18 protein-coding genes are annotated in these 20,468 nt (G+C 44.7%); 11 read left to right on the top strand and 7 right to left on the bottom strand.

Features of this window, described 5'->3' with window-relative positions; translation table 11 throughout:
- Positions 1 to 484: 484 nt before the first annotated feature.
- From QUB66_RS07580 to QUB66_RS07570, 3 genes are all read right to left on the bottom strand, one after another.
- On the bottom strand, positions 485 to 1,441 hold the full coding sequence (locus QUB66_RS07580; protein WP_265238342.1) for an FTR1 family iron permease: 957 nt from the start codon (positions 1,439 to 1,441) through the stop codon (positions 485 to 487).
- Positions 1,442 to 1,674: 233 nt separating this feature from the next.
- On the bottom strand, positions 1,675 to 2,109 hold the full coding sequence (locus tag QUB66_RS07575; protein WP_265238341.1) for a ferritin-like domain-containing protein: 435 nt from the start codon (positions 2,107 to 2,109) through the stop codon (positions 1,675 to 1,677).
- A gap of 911 nt (positions 2,110 to 3,020) precedes the next feature.
- Positions 3,021 to 3,158: a hypothetical protein gene (locus QUB66_RS07570; protein ID WP_332967113.1), complete on the bottom strand. Its 138-nt coding sequence runs from the start codon at positions 3,156 to 3,158 to the stop codon at positions 3,021 to 3,023.
- Between the two features lie 70 nt (positions 3,159 to 3,228).
- Here QUB66_RS07570 and QUB66_RS07565 point away from each other — a divergent pair, with 70 nt between their 5' ends.
- From QUB66_RS07565 to QUB66_RS07545, 5 genes are all read left to right on the top strand, one after another.
- Positions 3,229 to 4,155 carry an energy-coupling factor ABC transporter permease gene (locus tag QUB66_RS07565; protein ID WP_332967112.1) on the top strand — a complete coding sequence of 309 codons (927 nt, stop codon included), beginning with the start codon at positions 3,229 to 3,231 and terminating at the stop codon, positions 4,153 to 4,155.
- Positions 4,148 to 4,807, top strand: coding sequence for an energy-coupling factor transporter transmembrane component T family protein (locus QUB66_RS07560; RefSeq protein WP_332967111.1), 660 nt, complete (start codon positions 4,148 to 4,150; stop codon positions 4,805 to 4,807). Before QUB66_RS07565 ends, QUB66_RS07560 begins: the two co-directional genes overlap by 8 nt.
- A gap of 118 nt (positions 4,808 to 4,925) precedes the next feature.
- Positions 4,926 to 5,660 (top strand): energy-coupling factor ABC transporter ATP-binding protein, encoded by a 735-nt coding sequence (locus QUB66_RS07555; protein ID WP_332967110.1) that lies wholly within the window; start codon positions 4,926 to 4,928, stop codon positions 5,658 to 5,660.
- Between the two features lie 423 nt (positions 5,661 to 6,083).
- Positions 6,084 to 7,088: a 2-hydroxyacid dehydrogenase gene (locus QUB66_RS07550; protein WP_265238332.1), complete on the top strand. Its 1,005-nt coding sequence runs from the start codon at positions 6,084 to 6,086 to the stop codon at positions 7,086 to 7,088.
- Positions 7,089 to 7,283: 195 nt separating this feature from the next.
- Positions 7,284 to 7,721: a CAAD domain-containing protein gene (locus tag QUB66_RS07545; protein ID WP_265238330.1), complete on the top strand. Its 438-nt coding sequence runs from the start codon at positions 7,284 to 7,286 to the stop codon at positions 7,719 to 7,721.
- Between the two features lie 163 nt (positions 7,722 to 7,884).
- Here the strand turns inward: QUB66_RS07545 and aroA are convergent, their stop codons facing one another.
- Positions 7,885 to 9,240, bottom strand: a complete 1,356-nt coding sequence (gene aroA, locus QUB66_RS07540; protein WP_332967109.1) for a 3-phosphoshikimate 1-carboxyvinyltransferase — start codon at positions 9,238 to 9,240, stop codon at positions 7,885 to 7,887.
- Positions 9,241 to 9,681: 441 nt separating this feature from the next.
- On the opposite strand from aroA, the gene QUB66_RS07535 reads away from it, so the two are divergent.
- Positions 9,682 to 10,185 carry a hypothetical protein gene (locus tag QUB66_RS07535; RefSeq protein WP_265238326.1) on the top strand — a complete coding sequence of 168 codons (504 nt, stop codon included), beginning with the start codon at positions 9,682 to 9,684 and terminating at the stop codon, positions 10,183 to 10,185.
- 166 nt (positions 10,186 to 10,351) lie between these two features.
- Here the strand turns inward: QUB66_RS07535 and QUB66_RS07530 are convergent, their stop codons facing one another.
- Entirely contained in the window at positions 10,352 to 10,834 is a 483-nt protein-coding gene (locus tag QUB66_RS07530; RefSeq protein ID WP_265238325.1) for a hypothetical protein, read from the bottom strand.
- A gap of 147 nt (positions 10,835 to 10,981) precedes the next feature.
- On the opposite strand from QUB66_RS07530, the gene QUB66_RS07525 reads away from it, so the two are divergent.
- The 4 genes from QUB66_RS07525 to QUB66_RS07510 all read left to right on the top strand — a co-directional run bounded on the left by QUB66_RS07525 (position 10,982) and on the right by QUB66_RS07510 (position 13,137).
- Positions 10,982 to 11,659, top strand: coding sequence for a hypothetical protein (locus tag QUB66_RS07525; protein WP_265238323.1), 678 nt, complete (start codon positions 10,982 to 10,984; stop codon positions 11,657 to 11,659).
- Between the two features lie 23 nt (positions 11,660 to 11,682).
- Positions 11,683 to 11,886 (top strand): hypothetical protein, encoded by a 204-nt coding sequence (locus tag QUB66_RS07520; protein WP_332967106.1) that lies wholly within the window; start codon positions 11,683 to 11,685, stop codon positions 11,884 to 11,886.
- 135 nt (positions 11,887 to 12,021) lie between these two features.
- Complete coding sequence (locus QUB66_RS07515) at positions 12,022 to 12,321, top strand: putative quinol monooxygenase (RefSeq protein ID WP_332967105.1); 300 nt, start codon at positions 12,022 to 12,024, stop codon at positions 12,319 to 12,321.
- 12 nt (positions 12,322 to 12,333) lie between these two features.
- On the top strand, positions 12,334 to 13,137 hold the full coding sequence (locus QUB66_RS07510) for an MOSC domain-containing protein (RefSeq protein ID WP_332967103.1): 804 nt from the start codon (positions 12,334 to 12,336) through the stop codon (positions 13,135 to 13,137).
- A gap of 213 nt (positions 13,138 to 13,350) precedes the next feature.
- On the opposite strand, the gene QUB66_RS07505 is transcribed toward QUB66_RS07510, so the two are convergent.
- Positions 13,351 to 14,220 carry a calcium-binding protein gene (locus QUB66_RS07505; RefSeq protein WP_332967102.1) on the bottom strand — a complete coding sequence of 290 codons (870 nt, stop codon included), beginning with the start codon at positions 14,218 to 14,220 and terminating at the stop codon, positions 13,351 to 13,353.
- Between the two features lie 231 nt (positions 14,221 to 14,451).
- Positions 14,452 to 16,125 carry a methyltransferase domain-containing protein gene (locus tag QUB66_RS07500; RefSeq protein WP_332967101.1) on the bottom strand — a complete coding sequence of 558 codons (1,674 nt, stop codon included), beginning with the start codon at positions 16,123 to 16,125 and terminating at the stop codon, positions 14,452 to 14,454.
- 367 nt (positions 16,126 to 16,492) lie between these two features.
- On the opposite strand from QUB66_RS07500, the gene QUB66_RS07495 reads away from it, so the two are divergent.
- On the top strand, positions 16,493 to 20,422 hold the full coding sequence (locus QUB66_RS07495) for a glycosyltransferase (protein WP_332967099.1): 3,930 nt from the start codon (positions 16,493 to 16,495) through the stop codon (positions 20,420 to 20,422).
- Positions 20,423 to 20,468 lie beyond the last annotated feature (46 nt).

Raw genomic sequence — 20,468 nt, 5'->3', positions numbered from 1 at the left:
CATTAAGAACTTCCGCTTTCTGTAAATATTCTTGTAGTAATTATAAGCCCTAGGGGGCACTTATCATAAAACTGTTCGCCATAAATTTTGCTGGAACCAGATTTTTGCCGATCGCCAGCCTTAACTTTCTTCTGCGTGTCCTTATTTCACAGGCTTGCCCTAACATTAGTCCGCTTTTTGAAGACTCATGTTAATCTTTAACTGTTATTTCTTAAAATTTGTTAAGTTTAGTTGAAAAAAATTTTTTTTCGAGGCCTAGGGCTTGCTTTTGAGGTCTATTCAAGGTATAATTTAATAATGGGAGTGTGACTTATTTTTTAAAAAATAGATTACATTCCCATTATAATATAGTATCATAAAAAAGTCTAGTAGTCAATCCCCCCAACCAGGAAAAATTAGGCCGATTTTTTGGAAGTGGGGCTATTTTTTTTATCGCCTTCATCATTAGTTAAACAACGGATAAAAACCGCGTAACTACCGATAACTAGCTAGTTGGCTCTTGCGGAGACGGAGTATTTTTGCTCGGAACCGTCGGCTTAGAGTCTAATTTTTGGAAGTAAAGACTGCCGATCGCTACTAAGAATATTGTATAACCAACAGCTTGCAAAAGATAGATGAGGTCTCTGTATCCAAATAGTGCTTTTAGAATGACTCCGGGAAATTGCCGATCGGACAAAACTCCTGCTGCATTCCACACCATCGGGCCTAAAATACAAGAGTGAAGTGCTGCGGTGCGATCGTAAAAAACACAAATCGCTGCATACTTGCTATCCATCTGCGACAAAATAGCAGCAGCTTGGTCAAAATGCTTGAGTGCAGATACCGCCAAACCCGCGACAATTAACAGCAACAAAATCCCCATAAACTTGAAAAACAGGCGGATATCAATCTTGACTCCCCACTTGAACAGCAGCGCCCCAATGATTGTCGCCCCAGTCAAACCGCCCAAAGCGCCTAAAGCCGGACTCAAACCCTGTTGAAATTGAGCGCTGACAAACAAAACTGTTTCAAAACCTTCGCGCAGTACCGCAATGAAAATTAAGCCAAATACACCCCAACCAGCATTGGTATTTTCTGTCAAAGCTACTGTAACCGCCCCTTCAACTTCAGCTTTGAGAAAGCGCGCTTGCTGAGTCATCCAAATTAGCATCCAGCTTAGCATGGCGATCGCCACAATTCCCAACACACCCTCTAATAGCTGTTTAATTACTGGTGCGTAAGGCTGATTAGATGTTGATAGGGCTGCTAGCAATCCATTAAACAATACTCCAACGAAAGCGCTGGCAGCAATTCCCGCTCCGACACCTGCATAAACCCAAGAATTAAGGTGACTTTGCTCGGCTTTTTTGAGGCAAGCTAGGACAATTCCCACGACTAAGGCAGCTTCAACGCCTTCGCGGAGGGTAATTACAAAAGTCGGTACGGCTTCACTAAAATTCATTTTTAAATAATTGCTAATTTGTCCTTAGTCTTTAGTCCTTAGTATTTTTTGTTTTGCCACGGACATAATTTAAGATTATTGAACCGCCAAGACGCTTTAGGCGAAGCCGCGCGTGAACGCTCTTGTCGCGAAGGAAGGGAAAAAAAGAAGGAGGTTCTCTTCAGACGGTTGTGGAGTAACTAAGGACTAATAACTAAGGACTAAGGACTAAGGACTGCGGACTATTGCCTTGCTTAACTAAAATCGCGCAGCATTTTCTTCAGTTCTACTTGGTGCAATTCTTCTTGACCGATTAGGGTACGGGCGTATTCTTCCAGATAAACGCTGGAGTCTGTCACTACTTCAAGTAAAGACTTATATTTTTTGAGCGCTTTTTTCTCGTGATTTAAACTTTCTTCCAAAAGGTCTTTTACCGAGTGTTTGTAGGTTTCTTCAATCGGAGCGATTTTCTGGCTGGGATGCCCTTCTAAACCTGTCAGAATTTCTCCGGCTTGTTGCGCGTGGAGCAAGGATTCAGTTGCTTGTGCTTTAAAAAACTGCACGATGGGGATGCGGTTGGGGCCTGTCACCATGAGTGAATAGTGGGTGTAGCGTACAACCCCTGCTAGTTCCCATTCCATGATGGTGACTAGCAGTTCTTGGGTTTTTTTATCGTCAAGTTCTTTCATTTGTCGGTTTTGATGTAGATTGCAATAAAGCGCAATGTTTAGGATATCATATTTTTTGATTGAGTGGAATTTAGGCTCTTAGTGGTTTTTTTCAATATCTAAAGGGGTAACGCATATCAGCCCAGTTGCCCGTATGGCAAAAAAACTCAAAAGAGTTAATCAAGGCTAAAGTACGCATTTGTGGCAAGATTTTACCGGCACCTCGTAGCAAGGGAAATGCGAGATGTCCCGTATAAACCATCACGATTAATGCTGACATTGCACCCCTGCCGTGAATTGCTCCCATCCACCGCTGCCAAGAGCTCGGATGCAATAGGTTAACTATAAGGTAAAAACAGGAATAAACCAGCGGATAAAAAGCTAAGTCCGTAGACAGAAACTTGAGCAATATCTAACTGTCTGGGAAATTCAGATGGAACTAAATCGGTAGTTGAGTCTGGCGTTGAGTGTTGCACCACTGGCAAACCTCCTGTAGGTTGTTTGGGAAATTATTTGAGAATAATTGCATTAGTTTTTTGATGTTCTTGAGAATACACCCGTGTGAAAAAAGCCGTGAAGCGTAGCTATCCCGTAGGAAATCGCACTTTCACGCGACATCCGCAAAAACACTGCTTCCGACAGATTTACAGCAATAATATCTAGATTTTTAGTTTTGACAACACTAAAAACTCTTGCCTTTACTAACTTACAGCCAATTTTGCTACTTTTATTTTTAAGCGACTAATACTACTAATTCTCAAAAAGATTAGGATAAAACTAAATATTGACCTTTGTTGAGAATTTTATAATTTTTTAAGATTTTTGTCATAGCGTGAGATTCCGCAGTTGAAATTTACAAAATTATTGATATTTTTTATCAAAAAGCTGGAAAGTGCGGGCTGTAGGCACAAAATTCGATTAATTTTTAACAATTATTTAATCTCCGATCGCCAAGGAGTGAAGATTCTGGCTTCACAGCCGGAATCCTTGTCACATAAGCGATCGCCCGCCACGAATTGCCCCCATAGGCGATCGCAAATCCCCCCACGGGCGATCGCAAATCCCCCCATAGGGCATTGTAAAGTTTTGTAAAAAATAGTTGGCTAAAGGGCTGGGAGTTCTCTTGTTTGGGATAGATCGATGCACATACCTGATGGTTTTCTGTCACCGCCCGTAGCCATAGCCACCGGCATAGCAAGTGCAGCAGTAATTGCAGTTGCCCTAAATCGAACCCGCACCAGTCTGGGATCGCGGCAAGCCCCAATCATGGGCTTAACTACAGCTTTCATATTTGCAGCCCAGATGATCAACTTTCCCGTAGCCGGCGGTACCAGCGGACACTTGTTGGGAGGGGCGCTGGCATCCGTGGTTTTGGGGAGCCCTTGGGCGGCAACTTTGGCGATGAGCACCGTTTTTATCATTCAAAGCGTCTTGTTTGCCGACGGGGGCATCACCGCCTTGGGTGCGAATATTTTTAACATGGGGCTCGTTGGCATTTGGGTTGGCTGGTGGCTGTTGCAGCCGTTGCAGCAACTCTTGGGAGGTTCCAGAAATCGCTTGCCGATAGCTGCGGGTATTGCCGCCGCCCTCAGCGTCGTTGCTGCTTCTATTTGTGTGGCGATCGAACTAGCAATTTCTGGTACAGTAGCGCTGAATATCGCATTACCCGCAATGGTAGGCGTGCATATTTTAATTGGCATTGGCGAAGGGATAATTACAGGCGGAGTTTTAACTTATCTCGTCAAAGTTCGGCCGGATTTATTACCAGGAGAACAGCCACAATTGCAGAAATGGGTAGCGCCAGTAGTAGGGGTTTTATTGATTTCCGGCTTGCTTTCGCTGTTCGCTTCAAGTTGGCCCGATGGGTTAGAGGCTGTAGCAGAAAAATACGGTTTTAAAGATAAAGAAGCTGTGGCGATCGAAAATCCTACTCCTTTAGCAGATTACACAGTTAAAGGATTAGAAGAACAGCCGATAGGTACTAGCATTGCTGGAGTTGTGGGAGCGGCCACCTGCTTCGGTGCAGCCTTTGGTATTGCTCAATTAGTCAAACCGAAAGATGCTTAAACTCTCTATACCTTTTCGATTGCGGTTATCTCTGATAATTGTCATCGGCATTGGTTTTATGAAGACTGGTGCTTGGCTGTGGCTGGGGATTTATGGGGCGATCGCACTTGTGTGGTCATTTTCGCTCAGAGCACCGCTGCGAACCCTAGTACAACTGTTGGGAGCAGAATTAATTTTTCTGTCATTGTTAGTATTGCCGCAAGGTTGGGAACGTGCCAGTTTTCTGTTGCTGCGTTCCCTAATTTGCCTGCTAATTATGAACAGTTTTCTGCTAACTTTGCCGCCCCACAGTTTCGGAATCGCCCTCAAAGGATTACCCCTACCAGCAGGTTTGCAAGAGATCGTTCTTTTAGCGGGACAATACTTAGAAATCTTGCTGTCCGAAGTCAACCGCATGAAAAGATCCGCGCAACTCCGAGGCTTATCCGGTACAGCAGGATGGTTGCGCTACGCCAGTGCTTCCATGATCGGAGCGCTTTATTTGCGAAGTCTCGATCGCGCAGAAAGAGTACACGCAGCCATGATGATTCGCGGCTATCAAGGAAGTTTGCCCACCGAATCACAATCAACACCAAAACAGCGACTGTGGCTGACACTCGCAATTTTAACCGCAGCGGGATTAACAATAGCTTCTTACGGTAATTGGGCATAGGGCATAGGAAATTGATTAATTCATCCCTCTATCTTTTTCCTTATCCCCTCCCCTCTCTGCGTTCTCTGCGCCCTCTGCGGTTAAAAACTCTTAATCCTAAAATCGAGGCAAATAAAAATTGACTAACCTCAAATCACCGCCAACAATCGAAGTACAAAACCTAGTATTCAGCTATCCCCAACAAAAACCAGTATTGCGGGGAATTTCCTTTACTTTGCAACCCGGAGAAAGAGTAGGTTTAATGGGTTTGACAGGGGCTGGGAAAAGCACCTTACTCGAAAATTTAATCGGCTTAAAAATGCCTCAATCCGGCGAGATTAGAGTGCAGGGAACAAAGCTGGAACAAGCGACATTATCGCAAGCGCGGAAGCAAATAGGATTTTGTTTTCAAGATGCTAACGACCAGCTATTTATGCCGACTATTTTAGAGGATGTGACGTTTGGACCGCGCAATTATGGAGTGTCGCTTGGGGAAGCGCGCGATGGAGCTTTAGATTTATTAGACGAATTCGGTTTAGTCGAATTTGCCAACCGTTCGGCCCACGAACTTTCCGGCGGTCAAAGAAGGTTAGCAGCCTTGGCAGCAATTTTAGCATTAAAGCCTGCAATTTTAATCTTAGACGAGCCGACGAACGGACTAGACCCCTCGTGGCGCAGGCGTTTGGCTAAAGTTTTGTCGCAATTGCCGGTCGAGGTAATTTTAATCGCATCCCACGATTTGAATTGGATCGGAAAAACAACCCAAAGGGCGTTAATTTTGGCGGATGGTGAGATTAAAATTGACAGAAAAACTGAAGAGTTGATGAAAGATACATCAACTCTTGAAAGTTATAATTTGCCGCCAGATTGGTAATCGGTGATTTGTTTGTAGAGTGCTACAACATCAGACTGTAAGTTGCGAGATCAAAGGAGGCTGAGCCTCCGAATCTGCATTACCAGGCAGAGCGAAAGTAACGAGCAATTGCTTAAGTTATTAAAATTTCATTCGTAATGCCAAAAATTAGCTTTTTTTATAGAGCAATACGGTTTACTTAAGACTATCCAGGCGGTAAAAAATTATGAAAAATAAATACTGCGATTGCTTTCCTTCGGATCGCTTCGCTAACGTTCCTCGCAATGACAATCTTAAGTGAACCGTATTGTTTTATAGAGGCTTTCGTTGGGAAAACCCGAATTTTTCCGGGAAATTGTTTTTTGGGGTTAGGGAGTTTTGGTGGGGAAAGAGAGTTAATCTGGAAAGAATTGCTAACTATTACTGAATTTGCAGGCAAAAATCATGAAGGTAGCTGTATTCAGCACGAAATCCTACGATCGCACTTTTTTAGAAGCAGCCAACGCTGGCCAACACGAGTTGGTTTTTTTTGAACCGCGCCTGAACCTGGAAACGAGCGTGTTAACTGCGGGATTTCCGGCGGTCTGCGCGTTCGTTAACGACACTTTGGACGCAAAAACGCTGCGGGCGATCGCCCAAAATGGTGTCCGCTTGCTGGCGCTGCGATCGGCCGGATTCAATCACGTCGATTTAGCAGTAGCCCGCGATTTAGACTTAACTCTGCTGCGAGTTCCCGCTTATTCTCCCTACGCCGTCGCCGAACACGCAGTCGCGATGATTTTGTCCCTCAACCGCAAAATCCACCGCGCCTACAACCGCGTCCGCGAAGGCAATTTTGCCCTAGATGGCTTGTTGGGTTTTGACCTCCACGGGAAAACGGTGGGAATTGTCGGAACAGGGAGAATTGGCGCAATTACTGCCCAAATTCTGCACGGATTCGGGTGTCGCCTGCTGGGATACGATGTTTACCAAAACCCAGATTCCCTAGCCCTGGGGATGGAATACGTCGCACTCCCAGAACTATTCGCCAACTCTGATATTGTCAGCCTCCACTGTCCGCTGCTACCGGAAACTTACCATTTGATCAATGCAGGGGCGATCGGGCAAATGAAACCGGGGATGATGTTGATCAATACCAGCCGCGGTCAGTTGATTGACACTAAAGCTGTTACCAAAGGACTGAAGTCTGGTAAAATTGGCTACCTAGGCTTAGATGTTTATGAACAAGAGACGGATCTGTTTTTTGAGGATTTGTCAAATCACGTTATTCAAGACGACGTATTTCAGCGCTTGCTGACTTTCCCCAACGTCCTGATTACCGGACATCAAGCTTTTTTCACTCAGGAGGCTTTGCAAAATATCGCCGAAACCACGATCAAAAATATCACCGATTTTGAACAAGGGCGTACTTCTCCCAATCAAATCGACCTCAGTGAATTAAAAAAATGAGTCAAAAGAGCGATTTTGCAGCGAGGGTAATTGTTTAAAATCAATTGATATGTTTGTTTTGCTTGCAATTTGTGAAAGTCTGGCTTAATCTCATCAATTAGTCCCGGCTGCCAGAATGCTGTGCTAAATGCCGGATAATTACACTGGCAGCAACTCAAAGCCTGCAATTTTACTTGACACCGGAGGAAGTATCAAATGACACAAGCTAACTTTTCTGACGACACACAAACGATGACTGAAGTGGTCACAGTAGACCTAGTGCCCGATGAAGCGGGGGTCATGACTACAGTGACAACTACAGAAACACCGACGGGCCAGTTCCAAGATATTAAAGACCAAGTTCTCACAATTTTGTCGGAACTTCCAGCCTATGCCTCCAGTTTTTTTGCTGAATACCAAAAGCCCCTGGTAACTGTTGGTTTAATCCTGGCAGGCGGTGTTAGTATTAAGGTAATGCTGGGAGTTTTAGCGGCTCTTAATGATGTCCCTTTGGTAGCTCCCGTTTTTGAGTTGATTGGTATGGGATATACGGGTTGGTTTGTTTACCGCTATCTCCTCAAGGCTTCTACTCGCCAAGAGTTATTAACGGAAGTTGATTCTTTAAAAGAACAAGTTGTAGGCAAAGATTCTTAATTGGTCAGTTGACAGTTGACAGTTGACAGTTGACAGTTGACAGTTATCAGTTGACAGAAGGAAGAGGGAATATTGGGAGCATCTCAGTTTTGCATTTTTTTAAAAGATGAGATGCTCTCGGCAATATTTGCCAAATCTTCCCCTCTCCCTCACTCTCCCGCTCTCAATTTGACTGGCAAATTTGTTGCAAAGTGGCGGTAAAGTCGGGGTAGGAAATGGCAGCGGCTTCGGCCCGATGAATGTTAGTAATACCTGTGGCGTTCAGGGCTGCGATCGCCAAACTCATCGCTATTCTGTGATCAGTATAGCTGTCAACATCCGCGCCAGTTAACGGAGTTCCCCCGGTAATTTCTAAACCGTCGGGTAACTCGGTAATTTTGGCTCCCATACGGTTGAGTTCCGCCGCAGTCACGGCTAGCCGATCGCTCTCTTTGACTCGCAACTCTGCCGCATCTCGAATTATTGTAGTACCGTTGGCAAAAGCCGCCGCTACTGCCAAAATCGGGATTTCGTCAATTAGTCGGGGAATTAAGTCGCCAGCAATGGTGCATCCCCGCAACTCACTGGAATAGCGAACCAAGATATCCGCTACCGGTTCGCCAGCCGCCTCTCGCTGATTTTGCAGTTCAATGTCCGCCCCCATCATCTCCAAAGCTTCCAAAATGCCTGTACGAGTTGGGTTAACACCGACATTTTCGACTACGAGCTCGGAACCGGGGACGATCGCCCCAGCCACTAGCCAAAAGGCCGCCGAACTAATATCTCCCGGTACAATTACCTTCTGTCCTTGCAGTTGTGATCCGCCAGTGACTGTCACGCTACAAGTTTCTGGATCTACGGTTAATTTGGCTCCAAACGCCCGCAACATCCGCTCGCTGTGATCCCGTGAGAGCGCGGGTTCTGTGACTGTAGTTTCTCCCTCAGCCATCAAACCTGCTAGCAAAATGCAGGATTTAACTTGAGCTGAGGCGATCGGCGAATGGTAGTGAATCCCTTTTAACTGCTGTCCAAGTATCGCTAAAGGAGCTAAAGAATTGCCCTTTCTACCCCAAATTTGTGCTCCCATTTGTTGCAGCGGTTTAATGACTCGTGACATCGGGCGCGATCGCAAAGAACTATCACCCGTTACCGCATAAAAAAGCCCCGGATGAGACGCTAAAATTCCCAACATCAACCGCATCGTCGTGCCGGAATTACCCGCATCCAAGACTTCCACAGGCTCCTGTAACTCGCCAATTCCGACACCCTTGACTGTCACCAGTTCCGCGTTGAGTTCAGAAACGGAGGCTCCCAGGAGCGAGAAACATTTAGCAGTGCTGCGGGGGTCTTCTCCTAGCAGCAGTCCCTCAATTGTAGTTTCACCGTGGGCGATCGCACCCAACATCAAAGCTCGGTGAGAAATCGACTTATCCCCTGGCACTCGAATCCTGCCTCGCAGCGACAAGCCCGCAGCAGGTTTTTGAATGCTTAAAGTTTGATTTTCGCTCTGAAGCGAAGTAGTTATAATGGCAGCTTGCATGAGATAGACTAGGATGGGACGGCGTTAGCTATCCTACCCTTTTCCCAGTGCTAAGTCATACCATTTTAAATTTGAGATTTTAGATTGGCTAACAACAGACAGCATAAGGGTTTGGAGCAGGTGGATACAGTTCCATTATTTGCTGAAACTGTTATCAGCGACAGGGGAGAGCAGATGCAACTGCACGGATTTTACCTGAATTTCGCAATTATTGTCCGTATATCTGCTGAGATTTCATGTCCAGCTTTCAGTTATCGATCGAATAATTGACTTTGGATTGAACAATTTTTTTATATGTCTGACTGCGAGTTGTAGATTTTGCATTGTTTTTAACCAAAAGCTCCGGAATTTGGAACCCAGATCATCTAAAATCTAAAATCAAAACTCTAAAATCTCAAATCCCAAACCGCCCGATCCACAATAACTCCTAAATTTTAATTTATGCTGACGCATCACCGCAAGCCTGTAAGTTTATCGCTGGTATCCACAGATTTACCTTTGTGGTCAGTTGTTGAAACCGCTGGTACTCTGTATCAAAAAGACCGCGATCGCTTTCACTTGTTGTTGCACGAACCAGCAATACTCGATCGCCAATTTGTAGACGAATATGACGAATCTGCCGAGCAAATTTCTATCTTACCAACAACCACAAAACCCCGGTTGCTGTGGCTAGAAGTGTCGCCCTATCGAGTCGTTATGACCATGCAAGGAAATGGCAAATACAGTTACCGTCACTGCTGGGAACGCGGAATGTACGGCCTGAGCCGTTATTGGCTTCAGGGCGAATCGCTGGCGACTCCCGAACAGTTGCGCCTGCGGAACTTCACCCGCAACTTGACGCTGACAGGCAAGCCGGAACCGGAACACCTGCGGTTAGAATATGAGTTGTGGTCGGAAAAAGTACAACTCGGTTGCTATATTTTGAATCTAGAAATTCATCATTAAATTTGAAAATGGGTAATTAGTCATTAGTCATTAGTCATTAGTCCTCAGTCCTCAGTCATTAGTCATTAGTCCTCAGTCATTAGTCATTAAGTAGGCGATCGCCAAAAACAATCACATCTTGCAGGGTATTATAATTGATGTTCTGGTTTTTTTGGCAATGACCTACTTACCGATCGCTCTTACAATAATTAATTAGTTTGCTAGTCAAATCGTCTTGCTCCACGGCTGCTTGATTTGCCCGCTGTCCGGCTCGGATAATATCCGATTGAGCTCTTTTGATTTGCTCTCGACCTTCTACGCTTGTAGAAGCCCGATTTCCTGCCTCAAGAGCTTTACCTATGTCGCCGATTCCTTGACCCATTTCCCGGAAAGATTTAACCGACGGCCCCTGAAATTCTTTGAGGGTTGCGTCTGTGATTCGCAAACCCTCAATTTCTTTAGCTGTCTGGTTCAAATCTTTAGCTAAGTTCTTGCTCGTTGCAGCATCGTAGGTGCCTTTTTTAAGATCGATGAGAGCGTTGCCTTTGGTGACAATTGCTATCAATTTGGTACATTGGACAGTTCGGTTCTCGCCGCTGCAACTAATCGTCAGCGTACAGCAAGCAACAACTATGAACAGGATGGCAATCTGTTTGCGAAAAAAGTACATGAATCCTCGGTTGCAAAAAAAGTATATTCTGGGATTTTGTAGTAGAGTGCCTCAGCGATTAGCCGATCGATATATCGACTGTCGAAACACTCCTGCGGCTTTCAGACACGCTCTGCTAAGCTAAACTACGTAACTGTTTTAGGAACTATGGTCAAAAACAGCAATAACCTACAGAAGGGCAGCATTTGGGGATATCTTACCCTGCTTTTGCCTATTTGCTTGACGGCGGTTGCCAGTTTCGAGTCGGGAACGATGTTTTGGGCGATCGCCACCACAGCGGGCATTGCTTGGGCTTACAAGCTCTATCAGCAGCAGCAAAAACACAGACTCGCTCATTTAGACTCGGTTTTCTACAAGTTGATCAAGGAAAATCAAGGGCGAGTTACGGCGTTGGATTTGGCGATGAATGCGAAACTCCCCGGATCAAAGGTTCAAGAATATCTCGACGAACGAGCTCTGGAGTTTGCCGCCGATTTTCAAGTAACGGAAGAAGGCGGAATTTTGTATTATTTTCAAATTGCTCCAACTGCCACTCAAAGCGAAACACCTAATGTCGCAATAGCTGTTCAAGAGCCTCCCACAAATCGGGAAAAAACACAAGAGAAAAAACCAAATTTATTTCCCATTGCTCCAACCAAGACTCCAGAAAATCCCAAAATCTCTTTTACTCAGACAGAACTTTCCCGCAGGTTCAAAGTTCACGCAACTACGATCGGCAAATGGAAAGTTAAGCCAGAATTTGCTCAGTGGAGTCGCGAAAAAGACCCGGAGGCGATCGCCTGGGAATATTCTACAGACAAAAAGCGATTTTATCCCAAAGATTGAGCGGAACAGTTGACAGTTGACAGTTGACAGTTGACAGTTGGAAGAGGGAAGTTCGGCAACGGATTCGCTCGACGGATTTAACGGATGGGAGGAAGAAGGAGGGGGGAAGAGGGAAGAAGGTAGAAGGAAGAGGGAAGAAGGTAGAATATACCAAGAAACCCGGTTTTTACGACTTTCTGCGGTTGGTAACGAAAAATCTGGAAAGAAACCGGGTTTCAGAGAATTGAGCGCGTCCTGGAAAGATTATGCTGGCTGTTGACCGATCGACCTCTTTGAGTTATTTTTAGTAAAATCGTGTTTTGTTGAGTTTGCCCGATAAAAATCGGTAAAGTCGATCGCCATATCTATTAACTTTATCTCCTATGTCCACACCAACCTTGCGAGTAGTCGCCCGCCTCGTCGCCTTTCCCGACAAAGTAGCAGAACTTAAATCTCTGCTGCTGAGCATTATGGAGCCAACTCGCCAAGAACAAGGCTGCATCAAATACGAACTCCTGCAAAATCAAGCCGATCCCACAGATTTTACCTTTGTTGAAGAGTGGGAAAGTGCAGCTTTACTCGAAGTACATCTGGCTTCAACTCACCTTCAAGCTGCTGTGCAGAAATTAGACGGTTTAGCAGTTGCAGATCCAGATATTCGCCGCTATGAATTGCTAGCTTAATCGGAAATTTTTATGGCATTAGCAACAATCAAACAATTATTTACTTACCCAATTAAAGGGCTGACACCGCAAGCAATGTCGGAGTTTGCTTTAACAGCAGGACATGGCATTAAGGGCGATCGCGCTTTTGCACTAATGTTTGCAGATAATATGGAAGCGGCACAGATTCCCGCCGAAAACGCGCCTTGGATGAGCAAAAAATATTTTGCCGTTCAAAACGATTGGCCTCTGTTAGCAGCTTTGGAATGCCATTATCAACCGGAAACGACCGTTTTAACAGTACAGCGTCAAGGAGTTGCAGTATTATCGGCAGAAACAAATACAGCAGCGGGGCGCGATCGCATCAGCACCTTTTTTACCGAATATCTGGCCGCCATTGAACCGACAAAAGAAGCGAGACACCCGCAGCTTGCACCTTTGCGGTTAGTTGGTGACAGCAGTGGCGAAACTCGTTATCCCGATCGACAACCGGTACATATTTCTCTCCTGAGTCAAGCCACACTAGACCAATTAACCGACATCGCCCACCAAAACATAGACGTGCGCCGATTTCGCCCGAACATTGTCCTAGAGGGCGTTTCAGCTTGGTCGGAATTTGAGTTAATCGGACAACAGTTTCAATTAGGTACGGCGCGGATCGAAGTCACAGCACGAATTGGTCGCTGTGTCAACGTAGAAGTAAATCCACAAACGGGCGATCGAGATATTCCCCTACTCAGTTTACTACAACAAGAATTCGGTCACGCACAAACAGGAGTTTTAGCCAAAATCATCAACAGCGGCACAGTTAAAATCGGCGATGTTTTAAATCCGTAGAAAACTGTGCGGTTGAAGAAAACCCGGCGGTTGAAACCGCGTCTATACAAACAAAACCTGCCTCCGCAGGTTGAAGAAAACCGGGCGGTTTCAACCGCCGTCTTGTCTTATCTTCTCTTCATTCCGTGGAGGCGGAATTCGTTTGTGTAGGCGCGGTTTCAACCGCCGTCTTATCTTGTGGGGTGGGCTTCTAGCCCGCCCCAAATATGCTGATTATCCTTCCTCCGAAATCCGCACCTTATTACCAATCAACTTTAGAAAACTCACTCCAAAATGTTGAATTTCCAAAAAATTAGCATAAGCAGAAGTTGACTTATAAACCCTAAAAGTCCGCATAATTCCCAAAGTCGCCGCACTTTCCAGCGGGCCAACAAAGCTAGTATCCCTGTCCAAAAAATGAGACTGCTTAGCCCAGTGAGCCATCTGTTCCGCATTCAAAAAATAGCAGCCAGAATGAGGATTCAAAGTCCGATCAAAAGAGATTGGCTGTTCCATAATTTTCCCCACTAACTGCGGCTGCTGCTCCACATTTTGAAAATTAGCAGTAGCTCCTGCTACTAAATCACCATCAATATATGCTTTAAAAACAGCCCCTTGAGGTGATACTTCATAGCGATTCGGTTGCAACAAATTTCCATTTCCCCCGTGATGCGTAAACCAATTTAATTTACTAAAAAACGACGGATCGTGCAGAACTAAATCATCTTCCAAGTAACAAAAATAATCATATTTGTCAAGACATGAGCGCAAAACAGCTTGACACTCAAATCCTAACAGCAGTGGTTCGCATTTGGTAGCGTGGTGCATAAAAGACCTCGGCTGCACCGGCAATTGAGGCAACAGGTGATAACCTTGAGTAGTGCAAACAACAATGTCAATTTCGTGCTTGTGACTTTGATTGACTGGCACAGTTGCACATTCAGCAATGTCAATCATGCACTGAGATTTGCCATACAAAGCTTGCAGCGATGTCACGCAAGCAGTTAAAGCATTTAGTCGCGGTTGCGGATCATTCCGCTGGGAAGCGTGTTTTCCGTCGCCACTGGGATTGTAGAAGTGAGCAATAGTGAATAGGATTCGCATTTGTGTGGATTAACAATTAAAAAATTAAACAATAAAACAGGATACCGGGCGGTTGAAACCGCGTCTATACAGACAAAACCTGCCGACGCAGGTTGAAGACTGGACGGTTAAAATTACGTTATTCTCTTCAGTCGGCGTCCGGCTGACATCGTTTGTATAGCAGCGGTTTCAACCGCCGTCTTATCCGATCCCAAGCGTATTGCACAATAAGCCCTATAAATTTTACCGCATTCAGTCGGTAAATAACTCAGGCAGCCGATCGCGCAACTCAGCATTTAAACGCGGCAACTCATCCCGCATTTGCAAGTACCAATCTCGCCGCTGGCCATAATGTCCGCACAACAAGCGGTTATCGCGCACCCATTCGTAAGCATTCGCGGCTATTTGTTGGCGCATAGAAGTATCAGAAATCAGCGAATTTAGCTTAATTTCAAACTCTTTTTCATGTTTATAAATCAATCCGGTTTCACCTTCGACTATCGAATGTTCGTACACAGTTGGACTTGCCAAAACCGCAACTCCCCGCGCCGCACATTCAATGAATTTCAAATCTGATTTCATTTCGTTAACCGGGTTGGCAACGAGCGGCAGCAAAGCTATATCGCAACTGTACATTATTTCTTGATACCGTTCGTAACTGCAAAATGGTTCAAATTCCTTTTGCTGTATTTCCAAGGCTTCAAAAAATCGGCGGTCGTGGATAACTTTAACTCGAATCCGGTGTTTGTGTGCAAGTAAAACTCTATTCAGTGCTGCCATAATTGGCTGCCAATCATTTTCGCGATTGAGCGCACCAAAAAATATTGTGACGGTATGTTCTGCTGGATAGATTCGCGGCGGAGGTAGATAAGCTAGTTGATTGGGAAATACGGCAACATTATGATTGTAGTGTCGCAAAATTTTGGCTAGCGGTTCTGTTGTAGTTTGAACGCAGTGACAGCCGCGATAGCTGAGGTAATTATTGTCTGCGTATTCGCGACGGCGGATGGGATTGTCGTCAATTTCGGCTACTATTAAATAGTCTTGTTGTAGTAGTTCTTTGAGTTTGGGAATGTAGCCGGGATATTGCATGATTGTCCGCTGCCAGATGAAGACTTTTTCTTCTCCAGGTAACGGAGGAATTAATTCTGCTGCTTTGACTGCGGATACGGTGCGGACACCGGGAATTGTGGCGCTAAATTTGTCCGGTTCCAAAACTCGCACGCGATCGCACCCAGTAGGAGCCATAATAATGGTTTGGATCAGCAATCTGCGGGGCGGTACGGTCGATTTGGTCGATCGCACGATATAATATTCAGCACCAGTTTCCGTAGCAAAATCGCTGGATTTGAGCTCTAAGGCCTTCACCATTGGATGCAGCAATTGCTGGAATTGGGCAAAATTTTCCGTTTTGTGTCCCTGCCCTTGCAATTCGTACACCTGCAATCCGGCTTGAGCAAATAATGATTTAATACTTTCAAGGGTAAACCAGTGCTGCATCTTGCTGTCGGGATTTTCCCAATGTCCCCGCAACAGATTAACAATACGCCGCCAGTATTGAACGTTGGGAATTGTCGCGAAAACTTGCCCCTCCGGCTTCAGCAAAGCACTGTACTGCTGTAGTATCTCCCAGGGGTTTTTAAGATAGGGTAGCAAGTCGCCAAAAATCAAGCAATCGACGCTGCCGGGGGCGATGTCGAGACTTGCGATCGCAATTTCTTCAATATCGGCTACCGTCACCCAGTTTAGCCGATCGACTGCAATTTTAGCTTTTTCTCGATCGCATTCAATGCCAATATACTGACAATGGGGATTAATCAGCTTGTACTGTTCGCCCATAGAACCCTTACCGCAGCCAATTTCCACAATGACTTTAGCATCCGGCGGTAGCAGTTTGAGGAGGTCGTGGTTGACGCGATCGATCACTTTATCTAAAATTCCTGATTAGTTTATCATAATATAGATTTGCCACCCATGCCGACAACCAGCCAGCCGAAGGTTAGCATTGCGATGCCAGTATACAATGGCGATCGGCACATTTGTCAAGGACTAAATTTTCAGTGACCAACTATTTCCCTATCTCTCTTCTCTGACTCTGCGTTCTCTGCGTCCTCTGCGGTTCATTTAAATCTTCTTCACCAATCCTGCAAGGATTGCTATATGTTAGCAAATATTGAGCAAAATTATAATGTCCTCTTAACCCCCTATCTCCCTTAGCCGAATTAACACGATCAATAAATTCGGCTTTTTGCCCACAAATCAACACAACACTTTGCTCAGTATATTAGAAACTATGAACCATAATCTAGGAATAAACATCGCCGGCTACATCAACGGCGAATTTGGCATAGGAGAAGGTGTTCGAGCCAACATACGAGCCGTATCAGCAGCCGGCATTCCCTTCAATATTAACAATTTTACCCGCAGTCCCCACCGCAAACAAGACACCACATATCAAAATTTTAGCGATAATAATCCCTATCCCATAAACTTAATTCAAGTTAACGCCGATCAAGTTGCAACATTTGTCAAACATACAGGTTCCAGCTATTTTAAAAACAAATACAATATCGGCTTTTGGGCCTGGGAACTTCCGGCATTTCCCCCCGCATGGCAGCCAGCATTTAATCACTTTCACGAAATTTGGACTTATAGCAATTCCTGTGCCGAAGCAATTTCCCAAGTCTCGCCAATTCCAGTTATAAAAATCATGCCCAGTATTTCTTTGCCTGCACCTTACATCAGCAGAGAAGCACTGAATTTGCCTCAAGATAAATTGATTTTCCTATTTGTATTCGACTTTTCCAGTCGCATCGAACGCAAAAATCCTTTGGCGGCAATTCAAGCATTTAAACAAGCTTTCGGCAAAGATGACCGCGTATTGTTGATTGTCAAATCTTCCAACTCAAAGAATTTTCCAGAAGCTCAAGCATCCTTAAACTCAGCCATAGCAAATAATTCAAATATCAAACATCTAGACGGGTATTTGTCCAAAGAAAAAATCAACGGCTTGCTCTACAATTGCGACTGTTATGTATCGCTGCACCGCTGCGAAGGATTTGGGCTAACAATGGCTGAAGCCATGTTTTATGGCAAACCCGTAATTGCCACCGGTTATTCATCAAATACAGAATTTATGAATGTCGGAAATAGCTTTTTAGTCAAGTATAAATTAATTCCAATTGAGCAAGATTGCGGGCCTTACAAAAAAGGCAATGTTTGGGCCGCAGCGGATGTCGAACACGCTGCTAATTTGATGCGATTCGTCTTCAATAATTACCAAGAAGCTCAACAAATTGGAGCGATTGCTGCTGAGGAAATTCAGACTTTACTCAACCCGCAAGTTACAGGTACTAAAATTAAAAAGCGTCTTGAATATATTGCCGAGATTACCGATAATTTTCAAAACTTGCCTCTGTCAGGAATAGCTAGAATGAAGTCTGCTGAAATTACCGCTGACTTGGATCAATATTCCTTGTCATTGCGAGGAATCAAGCAATCTTATCCCCAAACTGACTTTGCAGCTTCACAGCAACAAACTCAATCAAAAACAGAACTAAAAAACTGGCAGCCGAAGGTGAGCATTTGCATTCCGACATATAACGGAGAAGCGTTTATTGAGGAAACAATCAAAAGTGCGATCGCCCAAACGTACTCTAACATAGAACTGATTATATCCGACGACGGCTCCACAGACCGCACAATTGCGATCGCCCAAACCTTCCAATCCCAAACAACCGTCGATTTCCGCATCATCCTCCACCGCAACTACGGCTTATCACAAAACTGGAACTTTTGTATCTCCCAAGCAACAGGTGAATACATTAAATTTCTGTTTCAAGACGACTTACTCGCACCAGAATGTATCGAGAAAATGGTCGCCCTCGCCCAACAAAATCCCGAAATAGGCATGGTTTTCTCCCCGCGCGCTATCACCATAGCGGAAGATGAATCTCATCCAATTTTGCGCAGAGCTTCCCAATCACTTAAAAATTTGCACAAAAGTTGGTCGAATTTAAAATCAATTCAGCCCGGAAAAGAATTGCTAGCCGATACTAACTGCTTGAGCAAACCAATTAACAAAATTGGTGAGCCGAGTACCGTCTTAATTGCCACCCTAGTCTTTGCCGAAATAGGATTATTTGATTCTGCATTATCTCAATATGTAGACTTAGATATGTGGTGGCGAATCATGGGGAATTATCACATCGGATTTGTAGACGAAACACTGTCGTCACTCAGGATTCATCCCCAACAACAAACTTGGAAAAACTTCGCTACTGGGGAAAATCATAAAGATGCCTTTAAATTTTACAAGAAATTACTAAATAGTCCTGATTACAGTTTCCTGAATCAACAAATTAAACAGACAATCCGCCAAAAGTTAGCATCGAGAACCCAGCCTAATATATCTGACTTGTCAACACTGGTTGAAAAGTACAAAAAATTGCCATCAAACCATTCTCTTCTGGCGCAAATGCGCCAACACCGCCAACAACTAGCTGAATATTGGCTGAATTATCCCATCGAAAAATTAGCAAGTGCTTACTCGCAAGCAGCCGGGAAAGCTCATAAATTGCTACTAGATAGCCACCTCAAACATGAAACTTTAACGGAGTCGGAACAAAGTTTTGTCCAGCAGTTATGCTCGAAACTTGCTGAAGTAGGGGAAGTTGCCGATCAGATTCAATATTCTCTGGCAGCAATGCTGTACCGCGAGGCTTATCAGTTGCCGTTAGAGTATAAAAATTCAGCGATTCCCCAGTGGTTTTTTGATGATTTTCTGAAATTCCTATTTCAATCTCCGACTTGTTTTCAACAAACGGGAGAGGTTGAAAAGTATTCTGAATATTTCGAGGATTTAATCGAGTATGTTGCTGCGAATATCGCCCGTTTTCCCGATGCGGAAGTTTGGTGTTATGTAGCGGCATTTATTGCCAAGAGTGTTAGCTTCAAATTTTTGTATTTGAACGATGCAAATTTGCTCAATGTATTGAACCAGCGAGCTGATATTCTGGAATTTCATTTAAAAAATATCGGATCTAAAATAGACTGGGATTTTGCTGATAGAAAACCTGAGCCAACTAAGATTAGAGTCGGCTTTTTGCTCGATAAAATTAGTGCTGAATTAGAGACTTTTGCTGCAATTCCAGCTTTTGAATATTTAGAAAGAGACAAATTTGAAGTTATCGTGTATTATTTCCAGGTAGAAGATGAGCGACTGGCGAAATATTGCGAAAGTTGCGCTGACCAACTGGTGCAATTGCCGGCAGATTTGCAAGAGCAAGTGCGAGAAATTCGATCGCACGATTTAGATATTCTGCTAATTTGCACTAATATCGCCGAAACTTCCCAAACAACGGCGCTGCTGTGCTTGCACCGACTGGCGCGCGTGCAAATGGCTACCGCTGCATCAAATCCCGCCACCACCGCAGCCCGCAATATCGATTATTTGATTGTCGGAGATTTGACATTGCCGGCAGATGCAGCAGCAGAGTATCGCGAACAATTAATTACTTTAGAAGGTTCGGGAGTTTGTTTCAGCTATCCTACTGTAGAGTTAGCACCTGCCACAGTTGAACCGACTCGCAGCAGTTGGGGAGCCACCGATGAATCTGTAGTGTTCATCTCCTGTGCTCGGGCTTGGACAATTATCCCAGAATTGCGAGAAACTTGGGCAAAAATTATTGCCGCCGTACCGAATTCTATTTTAGTTTTGTATCCCTTTCGCTCCCGCGCCGAAAACTATCCGACAGTGCCTTTTTATCACCAAATTCGATCGACTTTCGGGGAATTTGGGATTGACAAAAAGCAGTTAGTTGTGATACGGGCGCTACCAAATCGCGCAGATTGCATAAAATGTCTGGAATTGGCTGATATATACTTAGACTCCTATCCATACAGCGATGCCGGCTCCTTAGTAGAACCGCTGTTAGTGGGGTTGCCTGTAGTGGCAAGAAAAGGGCAAGAAACTCGCGATTCGCGCGTCGCAGCAGTCCTCGAAGAATTACAACTTCCGGAACTGGTAGCAAACAGCGAGAACTCTTATATAGAACTGAGTACAGCACTGGGAACCAATCCAGAACTGCGCCGGCGCTATCGGGATCGAGTCCAGCAAACAATGCTGGCAAATCCCAAAATTCTCGACAGCCGCGCTTACTCCCATCAGATAGGCCAACTATTTGAAAGGAACCCCGTCAGGATGCAAAGCGTCAAGAAATAGACAGCAATAGCGCTAGCTTTCTTGAGGCTCTGCTATCATCGGGGAA

Source organism: Microcoleus sp. A2-C3, from assembly GCF_036706065.1.
GTDB lineage: Bacteria > Cyanobacteriota > Cyanobacteriia > Cyanobacteriales > Microcoleaceae > Microcoleus.
Note: the sequence above shows the minus strand (reverse complement) of the source record. Positions and strands in the feature narration are given on the sequence as shown.